Origin of the sequence: Spiroplasma endosymbiont of Clivina fossor (assembly GCF_964031115.1) — a bacterium.
Classification (GTDB): domain Bacteria; phylum Bacillota_I; class Bacilli_A; order Mycoplasmatales; family Nriv7; genus Nriv7.
Genome location: NZ_OZ035006.1, coordinates 1,265,961 through 1,283,781, shown reverse-complemented (window position 1 = coordinate 1,283,781; position 17,821 = coordinate 1,265,961). Strand labels below are relative to the sequence as shown.

The 17,821-nt window shown below is 25.0% G+C and carries 19 protein-coding genes; 9 read left to right on the top strand and 10 right to left on the bottom strand.

Annotated elements, in window-relative coordinates; genetic code table 4:
- Positions 1 to 12: 12 nt before the first annotated feature.
- From era to AAHM82_RS07600, 8 genes are all read right to left on the bottom strand, one after another.
- Positions 13 to 942 carry a GTPase Era gene (gene era / locus AAHM82_RS07635; RefSeq protein WP_342263515.1) on the bottom strand — a complete coding sequence of 310 codons (930 nt, stop codon included), beginning with the start codon at positions 940 to 942 and terminating at the stop codon, positions 13 to 15.
- Complete coding sequence (locus AAHM82_RS07630; protein WP_342263514.1) at positions 905 to 1,912, bottom strand: ABC transporter permease; 1,008 nt, start codon at positions 1,910 to 1,912, stop codon at positions 905 to 907. Before AAHM82_RS07630 ends, era begins: the two co-directional genes overlap by 38 nt.
- Positions 1,866 to 2,486, bottom strand: coding sequence for an ABC transporter ATP-binding protein (locus AAHM82_RS07625; RefSeq protein WP_342263513.1), 621 nt, complete (start codon positions 2,484 to 2,486; stop codon positions 1,866 to 1,868). Before AAHM82_RS07625 ends, AAHM82_RS07630 begins: the two co-directional genes overlap by 47 nt.
- Positions 2,487 to 2,614: 128 nt before the next feature.
- Positions 2,615 to 2,761: a hypothetical protein gene (locus tag AAHM82_RS07620; RefSeq protein ID WP_342263512.1), complete on the bottom strand. Its 147-nt coding sequence runs from the start codon at positions 2,759 to 2,761 to the stop codon at positions 2,615 to 2,617.
- Between the two features lie 181 nt (positions 2,762 to 2,942).
- Positions 2,943 to 3,410 (bottom strand): rRNA maturation RNase YbeY, encoded by a 468-nt coding sequence (gene ybeY / locus AAHM82_RS07615; protein ID WP_342263511.1) that lies wholly within the window; start codon positions 3,408 to 3,410, stop codon positions 2,943 to 2,945.
- A gap of 188 nt (positions 3,411 to 3,598) precedes the next feature.
- A complete protein-coding gene (locus AAHM82_RS07610; RefSeq protein ID WP_342263510.1) occupies positions 3,599 to 3,790 on the bottom strand; it encodes a hypothetical protein in 192 nt (63 codons plus the stop codon).
- Between the two features lie 359 nt (positions 3,791 to 4,149).
- Positions 4,150 to 4,569: a transposase family protein gene (locus AAHM82_RS07605; RefSeq protein WP_342264856.1), complete on the bottom strand. Its 420-nt coding sequence runs from the start codon at positions 4,567 to 4,569 to the stop codon at positions 4,150 to 4,152.
- A gap of 5 nt (positions 4,570 to 4,574) precedes the next feature.
- Complete coding sequence (locus AAHM82_RS07600; RefSeq protein WP_342263426.1) at positions 4,575 to 4,967, bottom strand: transposase family protein; 393 nt, start codon at positions 4,965 to 4,967, stop codon at positions 4,575 to 4,577.
- Between the two features lie 68 nt (positions 4,968 to 5,035).
- On the opposite strand from AAHM82_RS07600, the gene AAHM82_RS07595 reads away from it, so the two are divergent.
- The 3 genes from AAHM82_RS07595 to AAHM82_RS07585 all read left to right on the top strand — a co-directional run bounded on the left by AAHM82_RS07595 (position 5,036) and on the right by AAHM82_RS07585 (position 6,824).
- Positions 5,036 to 5,728: a hypothetical protein gene (locus tag AAHM82_RS07595; RefSeq protein ID WP_342263509.1), complete on the top strand. Its 693-nt coding sequence runs from the start codon at positions 5,036 to 5,038 to the stop codon at positions 5,726 to 5,728.
- Between the two features lie 181 nt (positions 5,729 to 5,909).
- Positions 5,910 to 6,314, top strand: coding sequence for a hypothetical protein (locus AAHM82_RS07590; protein WP_342263508.1), 405 nt, complete (start codon positions 5,910 to 5,912; stop codon positions 6,312 to 6,314).
- A 48-nt stretch (positions 6,315 to 6,362) separates the two neighbouring features.
- Complete coding sequence (locus AAHM82_RS07585) at positions 6,363 to 6,824, top strand: hypothetical protein (protein WP_342263507.1); 462 nt, start codon at positions 6,363 to 6,365, stop codon at positions 6,822 to 6,824.
- Positions 6,825 to 7,107: 283 nt separating this feature from the next.
- Here the strand turns inward: AAHM82_RS07585 and AAHM82_RS07580 are convergent, their stop codons facing one another.
- Together AAHM82_RS07580 and AAHM82_RS07575 are read right to left on the bottom strand one after the other, a co-directional pair.
- Positions 7,108 to 11,868 carry an ankyrin repeat domain-containing protein gene (locus AAHM82_RS07580; protein WP_342263506.1) on the bottom strand — a complete coding sequence of 1,587 codons (4,761 nt, stop codon included), beginning with the start codon at positions 11,866 to 11,868 and terminating at the stop codon, positions 7,108 to 7,110.
- Between the two features lie 277 nt (positions 11,869 to 12,145).
- Positions 12,146 to 13,366 (bottom strand): IS256 family transposase, encoded by a 1,221-nt coding sequence (locus AAHM82_RS07575; protein ID WP_342263390.1) that lies wholly within the window; start codon positions 13,364 to 13,366, stop codon positions 12,146 to 12,148.
- A 78-nt stretch (positions 13,367 to 13,444) separates the two neighbouring features.
- On the opposite strand from AAHM82_RS07575, the gene AAHM82_RS07570 reads away from it, so the two are divergent.
- The 6 genes from AAHM82_RS07570 to AAHM82_RS07550 all read left to right on the top strand — a co-directional run bounded on the left by AAHM82_RS07570 (position 13,445) and on the right by AAHM82_RS07550 (position 17,816).
- Positions 13,445 to 14,170 carry a UPF0236 family transposase-like protein gene (locus AAHM82_RS07570; RefSeq protein ID WP_342263505.1) on the top strand — a complete coding sequence of 242 codons (726 nt, stop codon included), beginning with the start codon at positions 13,445 to 13,447 and terminating at the stop codon, positions 14,168 to 14,170.
- A gap of 48 nt (positions 14,171 to 14,218) precedes the next feature.
- Positions 14,219 to 14,659 carry a transposase family protein gene (locus AAHM82_RS14085; protein WP_342263396.1) on the top strand — a complete coding sequence of 147 codons (441 nt, stop codon included), beginning with the start codon at positions 14,219 to 14,221 and terminating at the stop codon, positions 14,657 to 14,659.
- Positions 14,656 to 15,048, top strand: a complete 393-nt coding sequence (locus tag AAHM82_RS14080; RefSeq protein ID WP_342264845.1) for a transposase family protein — start codon at positions 14,656 to 14,658, stop codon at positions 15,046 to 15,048. The genes AAHM82_RS14085 and AAHM82_RS14080 overlap by 4 nt, the downstream gene beginning before the upstream one ends.
- 442 nt (positions 15,049 to 15,490) lie before the next feature.
- On the top strand, positions 15,491 to 16,300 hold the full coding sequence (gene rpsB / locus AAHM82_RS07560) for a 30S ribosomal protein S2 (protein WP_425289019.1): 810 nt from the start codon (positions 15,491 to 15,493) through the stop codon (positions 16,298 to 16,300).
- Positions 16,300 to 17,142: a translation elongation factor Ts gene (gene tsf / locus AAHM82_RS07555; protein ID WP_342263503.1), complete on the top strand. Its 843-nt coding sequence runs from the start codon at positions 16,300 to 16,302 to the stop codon at positions 17,140 to 17,142. Before rpsB ends, tsf begins: the two co-directional genes overlap by 1 nt.
- Before the next feature lie 140 nt (positions 17,143 to 17,282).
- Positions 17,283 to 17,816, top strand: a complete 534-nt coding sequence (locus AAHM82_RS07550) for a hypothetical protein (RefSeq protein ID WP_342263502.1) — start codon at positions 17,283 to 17,285, stop codon at positions 17,814 to 17,816.
- The last annotated feature ends 5 nt before the right edge of the window (positions 17,817 to 17,821 follow it).

Genomic DNA, 17,821 nt, shown 5'->3' with positions numbered 1-17,821 from the left:
ACTTTATTTTCTTTATTTTTTACCATAACCTAATTTTGCTAATATGTTAGGACTATCTCTTCATTTTTTTATTACTTTAACGAATAATTCTAAATAAAATTGGGTCGCAAAAATTTCTTCTAATTCAATTCTTGCTTGCGACCCAATATTTTTAATCATTTTTCCACCATTGCCAATTAAAATTCCTTTTTGTGAATCTCTTTCAACAATAATAGTAGCGATTACACGAATAATTTTTTTTGTTCTTTCCTTTTTAAATTCCTCAATTAAAATCGCAACACCGTGTGGTACTTCTTGATGAGTTAATAAGAGAATTTTCTCACGAATAATTTCTTTAACAAAAAAATCTTCTTGTTGATCTTGAAACATATTTTTAGGAAAATACTGCGGTCCAAGCGGTAATGTCATCATCAGCTTATTTAATAAAAAACTAATATTAATATTTTTTAAACAACTAATACCAATAATTTCTTGAACATTAAATCGTTCATTTCATAATTTAATTTTTTGCTCTAATTGCTTAGAAGTAATTAAATCAATTTTTGTCAATCCTAAAAAAATTGGTACTTCTCGCTCCTGCAAAGACTTATATATATATTGATGTGTTAATGAAATTTCTTCATAACTATTAACTAATCATAAAATACCTTCAACACCGTTAGTACTTTGCATTGCCACCCGATTTAAACTTTTTCCTAATTCATTAGTAGATTTATGAATTCCTGGACTATCAATAAAAATTATTTGATAATCATCGGTAGTCAAAATTCCTTGAATTCGATTTCTTGTTGTTTGCGGTTTATTACTAACAATAGCAATTTTTTTTAACATTAAAGTATTTAATAAAGTAGATTTACCAACATTTGGTTCACCAACAATGGCAATAAAACCAAAACGAAAATTATTATTCATATCATTTTCACCATTTAATGGCAACGCCAATAAATATTAAGGGTAAGGCACTAGAAACTAAAATATTAATAATAAAATTTGTGTTGGATAACATATTATTGTTAGCAATATTATTCATTAATAAATTACTTGGATATTTAAAAATTGATAAATAACTAAAAATCTTAAAAATTAAATTCTTATCAAAATTTAAATTTGATAAAAATACGCCACTAAAAAGCATCATTGGTAAAAATAAAGCATTAGAAATTAACATATGTTGTTTTTGAGTTTTTAAAAATGTTGCTAATAAAACTCCAAAACTAATACTAATTATAATAGAAAATATTAAATAACCAATAACTGGTAAGTTAATAAAACTTAAAAGTTCACTAATATTAAATTGACGCCCAAAAATAATGATAGTTCAAAATAATGTTATTAAAATTGTAAACAAACTTAAAATACAACCAAATAAAATAACAGTTAAGAAAAAAGTTCTGGGTTTCATATTAATTGATCCAAAATGCTTAATAATTATTGAATTACGAAATTCAACAATTGTTCCTGAAATAATTTGAAACCCAATAATCATTACTTGAATCATTAATGCCCCCGCAATCATATTTTTTATTTTGCTTAATAAAAATTCATCATCAATATTAGGTAATTCACTGGAAAAAACAATAAAATCAATTATTAATATCATTAAGGGAAAAAAAATTAAATAACTAACAGCCATATATCCACGAGAGTAATAACGAATTAAAAGTTTAAAAAAACTTTTAAATAATCTTTTTTCTGTCATCAAGTTATTGAACATTATTTTTTTCCTTTCATTATTGATAATTAAAGAAGGATTATTATTTTTATCTTGTTCTTTATAAAATTTAAATTTTACTTTTGTATATTCAGCAACGGTACCATATTGTTCAATAACTTCTTTAACAGTAATTTGTTCTTTAATTAAACCATTATGTAAAAAAATGATTTTTTCACAAAACTTTTCTACTTCACTCATAAATATGGGTTACTAAAATCATCGTTACATTTTTCTTAACAACATTTTCTTCTAAAAATTCAAAAATATCTTCACGAACTTTAATATCTAAACCTGTTGATACTTCATCTAAAATAATTAATTGCGGTTTATGAATAACTACTAATAAAATATTTAATCTTTGTTGTTGACCTCCAGATAAAGAATTAATTTGTTTTTTCTTAATACCATCTAGTTGATATGTTTTTAACAAATTTTCTAAATCATCATGATGATATTTAATATCAAAAGTTTCTAAGTAATACTGAATCATATCTAAAATAGTAATACCCATCGGATATTTAGAATCTTGAAACTGAATCCCAATAACTAATTCTGACTTTTTTCAAACTACTCCTGCTGTTGGCTTTCTTATTCCCGCAATAATTTCTGAAATGGTTGATTTGCCACTACCATTAGCACCAATCAAACCAATTCTTCGCTCGCCACCACAATAAATTTGTAAATTAATATCTTGTAAAGCTCATTTTTGACGATATTTTTTACTTAAATTTTTTATGTCAACTAATAATAAATTACTATTTGTTTCCTTCATAAAATTATGCTCCATTACTATAACTTATTTTAAATATATTTCTTTATCCTAATGTTATTTAGTTAATTGATTTAAAACGATTCGGCAATAGTTGTTCATTTTTATATACACCAACTATTTCTGTTTCATTATAAATATAAACTTGACAATTTGCCGTTAATAATTCACTCATTACTTGCCGACAAACTACCACAAGGAGTTATTCCTGTTTTTGTATAAAGATGAATGGCAATTAAATCTTCTTTTGTAAAACCGTGCGTATAAGCTTGCATCAAAGCTACTCTTTCAGCACAAATAGTTTCACCATAAGCGATATTTTCAACATTAACTCCTTAAATTATTATATCATCCTTTATTTGTAATATTGCTGCTACTTGAAACTTTGAATATGGACTATAAGAATTATTACTTAACTCTTTTAATATTTTTAAATAATCTTTTTCCATAATTTCTCCTCTATTTATTTCTAGTAATTTTTAACTTTGTTAATACTTCATCTTGTAAAGCAAACATGATATCTTTTTCTGATTTAGTTTGATGATCATATCCCAATAAATGTAACAAACCGTGTAAAAATAAAAATGATAACTCGCGCAATAAACTATGTTCATATTTATCGGCTTGTTCTTGTGCTAATTCAAAGCAAATAAAAATATCACCTAAAATTCGCATATTAATCATCGCATAAAGTTTTTGACTATCTTCTTCAACGGGAAAAGATAGCACATCAGCAACATAATTTTTTCGCCGATAAGTTTGATTTAATTTCAAACTCATTTCTTTACTAATAATGTTTAACGATAATTCTAAAGCATCATCAATATTTAACATATCGGTTATTGTATTTAAAATTTTATGCCACGAGTCAGTATAAAATGTGACATCAAATTCAGTATTATTAATGATATCAAAATTATTTTTCATATCTTACCTCACTAATTAAATTATATCAAATTAATTCAGTTTTAAAATATTGTAATAACTTTTACTATTATAACAAATGTTTTATTAATAAGCATTTACTATTTCTTAAATTAACAAGAAATCATAGGAATAAACAAAAATACTAAGAATTTTAAAATTCTTAGTATTTTCTAAATTAATTAACTAAATTAACTTTTAATAATTTTTGGTAATTCTAACATAAAATATTGATTTAATATTTCTCATCCGTAAGTTCGTAAATGCTGCGGCGTTAACATTCAATAGGCAAAAGCTTCACCAAATCACTCTTCAATTCAAGTAGATTCTAACGGATGAAAAATATGATAATTACTAGGAACTAAAATTCACGAAAATAACATTTGCGATAAATAATTATTAAAACTTATTTTTTTATTTAATCATTCTCAAAGATGAAATGCTCCGCTTTGGTTATTTTTTTTTTAAAATATGTATAATAAGAAACTAAGGTGCCCATATTCATGAGCAAAAACATTATGAGCAGCACTAGTAGGGTTCACAATATAATCTTTAAATTCTTGCCCATTATAAGTAATTATATTTCAATCACCTTGATATCACTTTCAAGCATCTTCTTTATTAATACCATCACCAAAAAGTAATAAATTTATCATTTGATTATCATCGTCTTTATTAACAATACCATTCAAACCATTCAATTCTTGAATATAAGTTCATTAGACTTGGTACATAACTATAACTAGCTTAATTCAAAATTATATATTCCTGAAATTAAGTTAAATCGTAATCCAAATCTTCTAATCTTATTGCGATAACGATAAACTAGTATTTTAAATCTTTTTAATCTAGCAAAAACATGTTCAATGACAATTCTAACTTTACTTAAAAAGCTATTATATTCCTTTTTATCTGGATTTAAAGGATTATTTTTACTCTTTTTAATTGGCAATAATGTATTTTTATGAACATTTTGCAAACCTTGATATCCTGAATCGGCAATTAATTCTAATTTTGGATTTATAAGTGTATTTGATTTTAAAAATAACTTATAATCATGAGTACTGCCATAACAAAAATCTACTGAAATAATTTTATTGTTAAATAAATCAATAATTATTTGCGATTTTAATGAATGTTGCCTTTTCTTACCAAAAAATAATAATTTTAGTTTTTTTTAATTCTTTCAATTGGAATTTCTGTAGCATCAATTGCTAATAAATTATTAGTAGTACCCTTATTTTCTAATAATATCTTTTTGCCAGGTATATGAAAGTGACTATTTTTTATTAGAGTATTTTCAACTCAAAAGATATTACGAATACAACTAACATGACTAATATTATATTTTTTTGCAATAATACGATATGTACTATATTCTTTTCAGTATTCTAAAGTCATAAGTAATCTTTGCTCTATTGATAATTTATTTGGTCTACCACCAATTTGTTTTTGTTTAGCTTCACCTTCTTTTAAAATTTCTACCATTTTCATGAAAGTTTTATATTTTATGCCTATTAAACTATAAAATTCGTTTTCGTCTTTGTATTTATCTAACATTTGTACTTCACCTAGGAAATAATATTATCAAAATAGTAGATAAAATTAAAGGTTATGTACCAAGTCTAATGATTCATCGTGGTGATTTTGATAAATTTAATTACTCTTATCTCTATTGAACGCCAATATTTAATTTCATTAACACCTTAGAAAAAGATTATTACAAAGAATTTATCATTAAAAACCATGGTTTTAAAGATGAAAGCTATTTTCATCATAAGACTTCTAGTAGTGAGAATGAAATTAATAAGAATGTTTTAAAAATTAAAGCTTTTAATAAAACCTTAATCGCAGGTAATAACTATTTACAATTATTACATGGTGAAAGTGAAATATGAAAATATGATACGGCAAATACTAACGATTATTACTTAATTAAGTACCTTTTTGGTACCTTAAATTATCTTAATGTTAAATTTAGTTTTTTGAGATACGACCCTGAATTAAAAAATGACATTTACCTTTATTTTAAAAACAACATACCTAGTATTAACAACAGCGATTACAAAAATGTTTTTGACGAAATCTACGAAATTCTTGGCAATTTCTTTGCAAGTTTATTTTATGCTACTTTTGATATGGATGAAAACACTCATACAGAAATTGATTTTAAAGGTGTAGAAAACTATAAGAAGGATTATTTTATTCAAATCGGTTTCTTTTACCGTTCATTAAATTACCTTTTATCCCAAAAAATACTTAGTAAATATTATAGGAAACTCAGAATTATTACTAAGAAGTTATTTCTTTACTTTTGATAAAAAATCGCACCAAGAGAATTATAATGCCATTAAAAACAACAATAGCATTTATCAAATTGATTTTAATGTTCTTAAATCTTATGACAATAAACTAATTAAATTGTCAGCCAGTAACACTGCTAATAATATTAATTATCTTAACACCGACATTGATATTCGCTAGGGTATTAATATTTTTACCTTGACTTTTCCGCTTTATCATAAAGGCAATATCTCTAACTACAATTTTAAAATTTATGACTTTAATGTCTTAAATTCCACGGCGTTTATACCTGATGGCTCAACCAACTCAGAATGAGATGATTTAATTCCGCCAGCAAATTGCAAATATTCTGGACGATGAATACCAACTTTTAATGACATTGGCTGTGCCATTCAAAATGCTGGCATCAAAATGATAAACTGAATGCTCGCTGCTTCACAAATTATTACGATTTTACGACCATTAGCAATCATTGCAAAAGCAACAGTTAACTTTTCAACTGCCATTTTTCCAATTTTTAAAACGGTACCCGCCTTTTACTATACCTTTCAGTTTTTAATCGGTTTTGCCATTTTTCTAATGATTTTAAGGATTTTCGTATAATATATATATATATATATATTGAAAAAACAAAATAAAGGAGTTAATTTTATGAAATTTTTAAATATAACCGCTGTTTTAGGAGTAATAACATTACCAATAGTTGGTTGTTCTAAAAAAGCAAATGAACCAATATTACAAATTGAGAATGAATCATACGAATTAAACTTAAAAAAAGGATTTGTTTACTTAGTAAAAAATAGATGAGAAAAACCTAAAACTGATATAAAATGAGATTTATATATACATACACAACAATGACCAAAAAATATGCCAAACTGAATAAAAATTGATACAATATCTCCAATTAAGGAAAAGACAATACATAGCATAATAGATAATTACCATGCAAAAAATGAAAATATTCTTGATGAACTTACAAAACTCAACTTTAATATCAAGTATGAAGAAATTGAAAACGGTAATATTCAAAAAAAGGAAATCGTTAATCTAAAAGTAACAATATTTAAAAATCCTACTTGGACCCAACTAATAACAAAAATTAAAGGTTAAACCTTTAATAACTAAATTTAAAAACTGTTAAAATACTACCTTTCTAAGGTGATATTCTATGGCGAAAAATACCCGCGCCCTTAAACAACCAAACAATTTTTTCTTTTTTTATTTTGTCAAAATAGAAAAGCAGTATTTAAATTTAAATACTGCTTTAATAAAAATATTTTTAATCTTAATTTAAATTAGATAATTAACAAATATATTAAAATTAAAAATCAGGTTATTTCTACATAACACATATAAGAAATATTTTTCTCTTTTAATTAAAAATGTTAAATTTTTATTCTATTCCTAGTCAATCGCCTTCAGTGTTGGTTATAATGACAAAACCATCATTTTCATTATCTAATATTTCAAAATAACCATTTATTTGTTCGAAATGAAGCACTATTACTTTTACAAAAGTGTTGAAATCTTCGTTTGTAACACTTCCGCCCCAGCCAGAATGGTCATTTATAACAAATTTATTTTTAATAATTTTTATAATGTTTGCTTGTGAATTTTTATTTTGTTTGATTTCATTTCATGTGTTTTTGTTAATTTTAATTTTTAATTTATCATGAGCTAGAAATTTATATCATTTTTCAATGTTATCATAAACATTATGATGAATTGAAGTTGGCAACGCAATATCAGATGTTGCATGATGATGAAAAGCAAAATATATTCATGTTCCGGCAATTGCTAATCCTCCAATTACTAAGGATAGCCCTAGAGTTTCCGGAGCCAGAGCGGCAGCAGTACCAGTTTCTCCAGCTATAACTCCGCCTTCAACCGCCGCCGCTGTTTCGGCAACAGTAATTGTTTCTGTTTCTGCAGCGGCTAAGCTTTCTGTTGTGCTTGTTGATAAGAACGGAGTCATTTCCATTGCTTCTGCATTTGCGACACTAGTGGCAGTGGTACCACTAACAGTCATTTTTGTTCCATAAGCTGTTAATGCGCCTCCACTTAAAGCTGCTAATCCAGTAGTTGTTAATTTTTCTTTAAAAGCTTTTTTATCATTTTCAGATAATGTTTGATAATAATGATTAATTTCATTTAATTTTTTTAATTTTTCTTCTTTTGAAAGAGCGTTGTATTTATTTATTGCCTTGGTAGCTGTTATTTGTAAATTTTCCATATTTGTATTGATTGGTTTATTTACTACAGGTACATTTTGCTTGATTTTATTATTGTTTTTAATTAAGTTAATTTCTAAATTTTCATCATTTTTTAAACTTTTTTCTTCTGTTTTTTTATCTACAAAATGATATTCATCTTTTTGTAATGGGGTTGTTGTTAGTTCTGGTGCGTTGATAACATTACCTTGATTAGTATCATCCTTCTCATTATTGTTAGACAAAATTGCACGGTGTTGACCATGATCATCAACTGGTAATTTAATTGTCTTTGCATCTGATTTTGGGGTTGTTATTGGTAAATTATCTTGTCTATTTGTTGTGTCAACTACAGGAACATTCCCCTGATTGTCATTAATAGCAACAGGATGATTTGTTCGTTCTTCTTCTGGTGTTAAAGCAAAATTATAATGATTGTGAATACCCGAACCTTTTTCAAGCTCAACATAAGATATCGCTATGTTATTATTATTTGAATTTTGATTAACTGGTTGATAAGAGCCATTATTATTTACACTAATATTAGCATTTAAAATATTACTCATTGCTATTATTTCTGGTGTCCCGCCTCATGTTGAAGGTTGTCGCATTATTTCTAAGTAATTAGTATCAATATCATTATTATCTTGAATAAGACTTCTAAATGTTAATTCGCCATCGCGATTTGAAATTGTGTCTAAATTTGATTGTATATAATCAACAACGCGATTACGAAAGAAATTTATAACTAGATTATTTGCTGTTTGATCTTGATATCATAATTGATTTAGATTTCTATTATTTTCTAAATCATATTGTTGTAGTAATTTTTGAATATGTAATAAATATTTTAAATTTTCTTCGCCAAATAATTGGATAAATCGATTTCTAAATTCTTCAATATTTTTTCTCACTTGCAATAAATAAGATGTTGATACCGACCAAAACAAACAACTATTATCTGCTGGCACATCATACAGATTATTTTGATTTGTTGTTTTAGTTTTTTGGTTTTGTGTGCCACTAGTTTCAGCTTTTTCACCAACAGAAACATTTGAACTACTTATTCCATTTTTTGGTTTTTGAAATATATTTTTTAAACGGGCAAAGGTATTAGAATAATTATTTGTATTGTTTTTACTACTTATGTTTAATTGTTCAACAATAAATATTTCAGAATTAACTGTGTATGGTTCTAATAGTTCTTTTATTTTTTCTTTAATGTGTTTTATTTCATTTTTATTTTTGATTAATTTTTGTTTTAAGTGAATAAAATTTTCTAAAAGGTTTTTAACTTTTATATGACCTTGACTTGTTGCTTGGCGCAAGGGTGTCCAGCCATCATTAGTTGCTTTATTTATATCAGCGCCATAAGAAAGTAATAATTTAACAAGCTCTATATTACCATCAAATGCTGCGTATTGTAAAGATGTTAAACTGCTATTATTTGCTTTATTAATGAATTCTTTAAATTCTTTATCTTTATATAATTTTCTTATTTCAATAAGAAGCAAATTAACAGTTTCTACATTACCTTTAAAAGTTGCTGAAATTAAGGCGTTATTACCTTCTTTATTTGAAAAATTGACATCAATATCAGAATGTTTTAACAATTCTTTTACAACATTTGTTTTACCATTTCGCGCTGCTACAATTAAAGCGTTATCGCCATAATAATCTTTTTTATTAACATCAATTTTATGGTTTTTTAACAATAGTTCAACAACTTTATGGTGGCCTTTAAATGATGCTATCTGTAATGGGGTATCACCCAAATTATTTGAAAGGTTGATATCAATTGTGTTTTTACTATTTTTATTTGTTAATAGTTCTTGAACAACTTCTGTCTTATCACTTTCCGCTGCAAAGTATAAAGGAGTAAGTCCTTTTTTTTCTTGTATATTGGGATTAGCGCCTCTTTCTAATAACAATTTAACAAGCTCTAACTGACCATTTCGCGCTGCAATATGTAAATAAGTGTTGTTTACTAATGGATCTTGAAAATTGACATTATGTCCATGATCAAATAAAATATTAATTATTTCTCAATTATTGTTATTTATTGCGTTAATTATTGACATACTAACTTTTTTTTCTTGAAGATTTACATCGGCACCATTTTCTAATAAAAATTTAATAAAATCTATCGCGTCTTTATTTATTGCTAAAAGTAAAGGTGTATTATTATTTATATCAGAACTATTTATTATTTTTTTATCTGGATTTAACTTAATCAATAATTTAGCAAGTTCGAAATTATTTTGAATAATAAAAATATATAAAATATTATTATCACTATTAGAATTTAATGAAAAAAAATCATCAGTTTTTAAATCAGTTTTTAAATAAAATTCTTTTTCAAAGTATAAATTTATAGATTTTAAATCTTGTTTTCATCTTGTCATTCCTACGATATATTGTAAACACGCATTCTTTATTTCTGTAAAATTTTGATTTTCATTAAATGCTTTTTGTATTTTTTTTGATATATTATCAATATTATTTTCTGTTTTTAATATATTGTTAATATCAACTTTATTTTTATCGATAAAATTAATTATTTTTTTTGCTTTAGTTAATTCATTTCAAATTTTTATTCTAAATTTATTGAATTGTTCTGAATATTTTTTTCAATCACCTCTTAATTGTGATGTATAATCTTCTCAATTTATTGTTTGATTATTAAATATTTTTTCTTGCATATCTTTTAATATATTTTTACTCTCAGATATGATTTTTTTTAATTCATCAATATTTTTAATATTTGCAAAAATTTCTAAAGTTTTTTTATCACATTGAAACCTCATGGCTTCACTTGTAATAAAAATCATTCTTACTAAATCATCTTTTATTTTTTGATTTTCTTGTTTATTATTATCATAATCTGCTAAATTTGAAATTGCACCTTTTAAAGTTTCGTTAGAAATATTAATATTTTTTCCTTTATCTGGTTTTCCATTTTCTTTTATTACAACATTTAAGCCCTCGCTTGTATATGCTCCTGTATAATTTAAATTAATCTTTTGACAACTATATTTCTTAATTACTGATTTATTTAAATCTTTAATTTTTTCTTCATCATTTTTTAAATTTTCACCTTGTAAATTACTAAGTTTTTTATTCAAAGAATTCAATTCATTATTATAATTTAATTTTTTAATATTTTTTTCTTTTTCTTTAAGAAAAATAAATTTATTTTTTTGTTGCAAATATTCTTTTACTTTTTCTTCATTAAATAAAAGTTTGTTTTCTTTTAAATTATTTAATTTTTCCTTTAAATTATTAAGTTTTTTGATTTCTTCTTGATTATGTTGTTTTATTTTTTCTAAAAGTTCATCATCAAAATAAAAATACTTATTTTGATTATTAATAAATCCTAGTAAATAAAGATTATTTAAATTAATTACTAATTTTATATTTTTATTATTACTATTTTTTAATGTTAATATCAATATTTTTTCTTTGTTATTTTGTTGTTCTTTAATTCAATTAGCTATTTTGGGCTCTAATTCTTCTAATTTATAAATAATTGTTTTATTATCTTTATTATCAAGTTCTTTGCTTATAAGTCCGCCCATATTGATACTTCTTAATGGATCAATATAATTTTCATCAATAAGTTCCTGTAACATTTTTTGAATATTGTAAGAATAATTTTCATCTAAATTAATTTCTTTTTCAATAATATCAGTTTGGCTACCTGTATTTTTTGAAAATTGGGATTGTTGTTCATCTTGTATTTTTGGAGTAGTTGATATGTCTTCGTTGTTTTGCCTTTTACTTCTTTGGAGATTTTCTAAATTATTTGTTTGTGAATAATTAAGCTCACTACTTAATAATTTAGTTTTTGTCCTTTGCTTTCCATTGGGAGCGACTGCAATGACGGTTGATAGGGCGTTGCCAGTTATTAAAATTGTTCCTAATAACTCTAAGAGTTTTTTCATACTAATCAAATTCCTTTCCTGAATTTTTACCAATTAATAAAATTTATTAAATAATCAACATGCTTTTTCCAACTCTTAGTCTGGAATCTATTCACTTTGCATTTTCATTATATACCGTCAAACAAAAAAATTCTATTTTTACTATATTAGACTTCTTACAATATTGTGATAGTAACTGAAAATTGTATTATTGAAGCAAATAAATTTAACTTTGTTAAAATTACTACCAAGAAAGGTGATTTTTTGGGACTGTACAATTAACTGTGTCTTTAAGTAATTAACTTAAATTCACTCTGTCCTCAAATTTTATCATTAAATGTGAAATTGCACTACCCCAATTTTGAATTGGCATCGTTCATTTCTTAACCATATTTTGAAATGCTAAATAAAATATTTTAAAAACTGATGCGTCATTAGGAAAAATCTTTTTATTCTTAATGACTTTTCTTAGTTGACTATTAACAGATTCAATCGCATTAGTTGTGTAAATAATCCTTCTAAATTCTTGAGGATATTCAAGAAAAATTATTAAATTATTTCAGTTATTTTTTCATGATTTAGTAATTTGTGGATACTTTTTATTTCATTTTTCAGAAAAATGATCTAAAGCAACTAGCGCTATTTCTTCATTAATTGCTGTATAAATTGATTTTAAATCATTAGCTACAAGTTTGCGATCTTTGTAAGGGACAAATTTTAAACTATTACGAATTTGATGAACAATGCATAATTGGTGCTGTGTTTTTGGGAACACAGCTTCTATTGCATCAGACATTCCAGTTAAATTATCGCTACAAGCAACAAGAATATCTTGTAAGCCACGATTTTTCATTTCCGTAAGATTATTAAGTCAAAATTTGGCGCCCTCATTCTCGCTAATTCACATTCCTAAAATATCTTTTAAACCATCTAAATTAATTCCTAAGGCAAGATAAACTGCTTTATTTATTATTCGTTTATCTTGCTTTACTTTAACAACAATACAATCAAAATAAACAATCGGATAAATCTTCTCTAAAGGTTTAGTTTGTCACATTTTAACTTCTTCAATAACATCATCAGTTATTTGACTAATTAAACTTTCTGAAATTTCTGCTCCGTGATAGAATTCTTGCAATTGTGCTTTGATATCAGAAATTGTCATTCCTCTTGCATATAAAGAAATTACTTTTTGATCAAAGTTATCAAATCTTCTTTGTCTTTTCGGAATAATTACTGGTTCAAAAGTACTATTTCGATCTCTTGGTACATCAATTGCGATTGAACCATTTTTAGTAATAATGGTTTTTTGTGTGTTGCCATTTCTTTTATTATGATTCTCATCAGTTTCAAGATAATCTTTAATTTCCGTATTTAACATTCGTTCAGTTAATTTTTTGGTAAATTCCTGAAAAATAGTATTGCCTTTAAATAAATCTTGTGGATTATCAATATTTTCTAAAAAATAATCAACAACTTTATCAATTGCGTCAGGTTCTTTTTTTATTTTTTTTGTCATTTTCTGTTCTCCTTCTTTTAAGTATAATTCAGAATGAATTATCGAGACACAGAATTTTGGACAGGCCCGATTTTTTTTATGTTAGAAATTAATAATAATGTAAAAACCCCAGAAAATAAACATTGATTCAGTTTATTTACAACCCATAAAAATATGTACACCAACAAATGCGAACAACTAGCTAATGAATATGAAAAATTAGATGAATACTTATATAAATATCATTATCGCTTAAAACAAGGTTATAAAGTAGTTCATTTTGCACCAAGAACAATTATTACAATTTTTGGTGATGTTACTTTTAAACGACGCCGATATAAATATTGAAATCAAAAATCAGGTAAATTTGAATATGTATGTTTACTAGATAAAGAAATTGGTCTATTACCCAAACAACGCATTTATTTTGATGTCCAATTTAAAGTTTTAAGTCTTTTGGGTGATGGTAAACGATATCGCGATGTTTTAGATGCTCTAAATCATTGTTATATTTCAAAAGCTAGTATTTCAAGCATTTTAAATAAATATGATATTGCCGAATATTTTCAACTAGCAGAAAAAGAAACTAAAACTAGAATTGATGTCAAAAATAAGGATTTATATATTCAACTAGATGAGACATTTTTAGCGACATTAGATCAGAAAGTTAAACAAGACCAGAGAATTCGTTTAGTTACTTTTCATACCGGATATAAAGAAAAAAATTACAAAAATGCTCGTAGAGAATTAGAAAACAAACGAGGTCATTTTCTAATGTTAAAAGTTGGTAAACGAATAAATACAATAGACTTCTTGCAAAATTAATTTAAAATATAATTGAATTGTTGTTTTTAATAAAAAGGTGGAATTTAAATGAAATTTAAAAAAAATAATCAAATAAGTGATAAAAATTTTTTAAGATTAACTGGTATTAAACATACTACTTTTAATAAAATGCTAGAAATTTTAAAAATAGAAGAATTAAAAAAGAGATTTCGTCGCGGAAGAACCAATAAATTATCATTAGAAAATCGTATTTTAATGACTTTAGAATATTGAAGAGAATATAGAACTTATTTTCATATTGCAAAAAGTTATGATATTAGTGAAAGTAGTTGTTATAGAAATATCAAATGAATTGAAGACACTTTAATAAAACACCCTAATTTTCAACAACTTACTGGTCAAAAATCACTATTAAAAGATTATTTCAAAGATAAGACTGTTATAATTGATGTAACTGAAAGCCAAATCCAACGCCCAAAAAAAGACAAAAACAGCACTACTCAGGAAAAAAGAAAAAACACACAATAAAAACACAAGTTATAATTGAAAAAGATAGTAAAAAAATTATTAGTTCTGATTTTTCTTATGGTAAAAACCATGACTTTAAAATTTTAAAAGATTCAAAAATTAAATTTTTACCAGAAACAACTGTTTTAGTGGATTTAGGTTATCAAGGCATACAAAAAATTAATCATAATGTTTTAATTCCTAAAAGAAAATCAAAGAAAAACCCTTTAAATAAAGAAGAAAAGCAAAATAATGAGCGAATTTCAAAAATGAGAATTGTTATTGAAAATGTTTTTGCTATACTTAAAAAATTTAAAATTATTAGTGAAAAATATCGAAATCGTAGAAAAAGATTTGCTTTAAGATTTAATTTAATAGCTTCAATTTATAATTTACAACTATTAGTTTAAATATATTTGATAATTTAAAATTTCAGTCTTTTTTTATTGTAAATAATAATTTTTATTATGTTTTAATGACAAAATATTTGTAAAAATAATCTAAAAATTATTTTAATAACACTTTTATATTTATTTTAAATTTAAAAATTATAATTATCATATTAATTTTGCAAGAAGTCTAATGAATAAAAAGGACAATAACAAGAAAGGCAGGGTTAGTTTAGTAATTAAATAATATAATTAGCTGATTGTTTTACTTCTTCAAAGCAATACCTAAGAAAACTAAACGCGACCTTAAAATAAAATGGTGTAATTGATTTAATGTAAATGTGTTATAATTTACTTGCTAATATTTTAAAAGCAACACATATGTGGATTCATTAGTCTAGTGCTTATTAAATTAAGTGATTAATGTTAGAAGGATATGGAAGAAAAACGAAAGGAAATAAATATGGCAAGTGTTACTAAGGAACAGTTATTAGAAGCGGGTACTCATTTTGGTCATCAAACTAAAAGATGAAATCCCAAGATGAAAAAGTATATTTTCACTGAAAAAAGTGGGGTTTATATTGTTGATTTGCATAAAACAATGATTATGTTAGAAGAAGCTTTAGAGTTTATTAAAACAATAACTAAAACTGGTGGAAAAATTATTTTTGTTGGTACTAAGAAACAAGCTCAAAATATTGTTAAAGAACAAGCAGTAAGAAGTAATTCTTTTTATGTTAATAAGCGATGACTTGGAGGAACTTTAACTAATTTAAGAACAATTCAAAAAAGTGTTAAAAAATTATGAAATATTGAACGCCGAGAAAAAACTGGTGAATTATCTGTTTTACCAAAAAAAGAGCAAATTTTAATTCAAAAAGATAAAGAGAAATTAGATAAGTTTTTAAGTGGAATTCGCCATATGCGGGCGTTACCACAAGCAATATTTATTATTGATACTAATGTTGAACACAATGCAATTAAAGAAGCAATGAAATTAAATATTCCTATTATTGCTATTTGTGATACTAATAGTGATCCTGATGGTATTAGTTATCCCGTTCCTGGAAATGATGATGCCGCTAAAACAATTGCTTTAATTTCAACATTAGTTGCAGATGCTATCATTGAAGCTAGTGATTTAACTGTTCTTAAAGAAGAAAAACTACAAACTAATGCTAGTGCTGAATCAGCACCGACGGTTATTGCTCCAAGTAAAAAGGAAGCAGAAATTATTGAAAAAAATGACGGTGAGAAAGGAACTAAAGAATAATGCCAATAACAATGGAAATGATTAAAAATTTGCGTGACCGTACTAGTGTTGGCCTTATGGATTGCAAAAAAGCATTAGAGGCGAGTAATGGTAATATTGAAGCAGCGATTCAATGATTAAGAACCAATGGTATTGCAAAGGCACAAGCTAAACAAGCGCGAATTAATACTGAGGGATTATCAAAAGTTTTAGTTGCAGATGATATAGCAATTATTTTAGAATTAAATTGTGAAACTGATTTTGTTGCTAAAAATAAATTATTTCTTGAATTATTAGACAATATTTTAACTTTATTTTTGAAACATCAACCACTTACTTTAGAAGCAAGATTATTGTTAAAAAATGAAGAAAATATTGTTGTTAATGATTTATTAAATGAAGCAACATATAAATTAGGTGAAAAGATTAGTATTCGTCGTTTTACGATTATTACTAAAAGTGATCAAGAGACATTAGTGGGATATAATTATGGTAATTATCGTATTGCTAGTTTAGTTAAGTTACAAGGTCAAGTTGATAATGATATTGCTAAAAAACTTGCGATGCATGTTGTGGCTTCAAAACCTGCTTTTATTAGTCGTGAAGATATTCCTCAAGATTTTATTAATAAGGAAATGGATATTATTAATAGTCAAATGGCAACAGAAAATAAACCACCAGAAATTTTGGAAAAAATTAAGCAGGGTCGTTTAGATAAGCAGTTAGGGGAATATTCTTTATTAGATCAACCTTTTATGTTTGATGAAAAGAAAAAAGTTCAAGAAATTCTTACAATGCATAATACAAAAGTTTTAGTAATGTATCGTTATGAAGTTGGTGAAGGAATTACTAAAACTGATTAATTTTTATTAATTAGCGCTACATTAGCATTGAAATAAAGATAAAATAAAGGAGGCATAATTAAGTGTATTTATCAGTAATAGTTTATTTCTTATTTGCATTTTATTTTGGTTTGATAGCAATAATTATTGGTAGTTTTACAATGTTTAACAAAGTTGCATCAAAAGTAGGATTTTGAAATAAGAAACAATCATTGATTTTATTAACAATTATTGTAATGAATTTACCGTTACAATTAACAACATTAATATTAGCAATTACTAGTAAAACATATAATTTTTCCATTAGTGATACTTTATCCTCTGATGATAAATTTGCTATTAGTTTATTAACAATAAATTTTGCTTTACTTATTTTTACTGTTGTTTATTGTATTTTAGTTTCTGATTATTTAGCTGTTAAGTTTACAAAACAATTTGTTTTTCTTTTTGGGAGAAAGATCCGCATTGAAAAAATTTATGAAATAAATGAAAATGAAAATGATTATTTGACAGTTCGGTTTATTGAAGGTTCTAGAGCAAAAAGAAAAATTAGTTGAAATAAAAAAAGTTTGACAACAAAATTTATTTTAGAAAATTATCAAGATTATATTCATAAGGTAATGAATTTAGAAACAGATAATTTGACTAACAAAAAGCCACTTAAAAAAGTGCGTTCAAAAAAAGAAAAACTTTAAAATTT